2 protein-coding genes are annotated in these 1,579 nt (G+C 61.2%); one reads left to right on the forward strand and one right to left on the reverse strand.

The genetic code is table 11. The features are described from left to right. The coding region (locus ACX80Q_RS18640; RefSeq protein WP_459332034.1) for a hypothetical protein at positions 1-335 on the forward strand (335 nt) is incomplete at its 5' end. Positions 336-526: 191 nt separating this feature from the next. On the opposite strand, the gene ACX80Q_RS18645 is transcribed toward ACX80Q_RS18640, so the two are convergent. Then, on the reverse strand, positions 527-778 hold the full coding sequence (locus ACX80Q_RS18645; protein WP_459332035.1) for a hypothetical protein: 252 nt from the start codon (positions 776-778) through the stop codon (positions 527-529). Positions 779-1,579 lie beyond the last annotated feature (801 nt).

Consider the following 1,579-nt stretch of genomic DNA (forward strand, 5'->3'; position numbering starts at 1 on the left):
AAACCTCCGCGCGCACCAACAGCACCAGCCCCGCGCGCACCAACCACGGCCACGATGATGACGACGGCGACGGCGATGGCCACGGATCTCAGATCTCGACCAGGGCCACGGATCTCGACCACGAACAGCGCACCAACCACGGCACGGCCACGACCAGAGCCACGACGGCGACGGCCACGATGATGACGACGGCGACCACCGCAACGGCCACGGCCACGACGATGACGACGGCGACTCGCGCGGGCTACTCCAAAGAAGCACCGGCCACGGATCACGGATCTCGACCAGCGCAACGGCCACGGCCACGACGGCCACGGCCACGACGGCCACGATGATGACGACGGCGACGGCGACGGCCACGGCCACGACGGCGACTCGCGCGGGCTACTCCAAAGAAGCTCCAAACCTCCGCGCGCACCAACAGCACCAGCCCCGCGCGCACCAACCACGGCCACGATGATGACGACGGCGACGGCGATGGCCACGGATCTCAGATCTCGACCAGGGCCACGGCCACCCGCGCGGGCTACTCCAAAGAAGCACCGGCCACCGCGCGCACCAACAGCACCAGCCCCTCGCGCACCAACCACGGCCACGACGACGACGGATCACGGATCTCGACCACGAACAGCGCACCAACAGCACCGGCCACCGCGCGCACCAACCACGGCCACGAGCTCAGCCAACGGCGGTGGATCGGTTGCGGCACCAACGGCGATGAGTGGCTATGTCGGCGCTGTGACGGCATCATGACGGCGCGTTCGTTCAGTGCCGTCACTGCATAACCGCAGGTCGGCGCGAGATTATGACGGCTATGACGGGAATGACGGCACATGGGCGAAACTCTCTAAACTAGCCATCTCATCCCGGTCAGCCGTGCCGCCGCCCTCCGCCCCCGCCCTCCTGCTGCCCCCTGCGCCCCTCTAAAGCCGCAATGACTGGAAGTGAGCAAAAAGTAGCGCCAAATGCAATGTTGGCGCTCTTCGTTAGCTACAAGGATTTTGTGCGTTTGCGTTTTGGTCGGTTCGTCACCTAGGCTTGTGGACATTGCCGAACTAAGTTCGGCTGTTTTGTCATGCCCAAAAAGAAAATAAGAGGAACGCTCTGATTCTCGCCAATCCTTGTGTGTATCTCTAAATCCGGGCACATACCCTATTCTTTCGCCAAAATCCGGCCAAATCCTGCACTGTTCAATTGGCTCAAATCCTGACCAAGCCACCACCTGACTTGGGGAAATCTCCCTTTTTTTGTGGGGGACTGGGGGGATATCTCCAGCTTGGCGCGGGGTGGATCAGGAGTATCGAATCAGAAAAACGACCCCAACTTCGGAACCACCGCCAGTTGAGCCTGTCCAAAGTTTCAGCCAATAACAAAAACACAAGCAGCAACTGAACCACCATCGGTGCCGGGGGTTCTTCTGTAGATAGTTTCCCTGATGCCGTCATTGGGCCGTCATGACTCCTGCTCACGTCATGAGTTCTACGACCAGCACCAGTACGGCCAGCGCTGCGGACCTTGGCCAGGGCACCAGTGGCAGCAGTATCAACTGAACTACCGTCGGTGCCCTTGGTTCGTCTTA

It is taken from the genome of Arthrobacter sp. HLT1-20 (assembly GCF_054510895.1).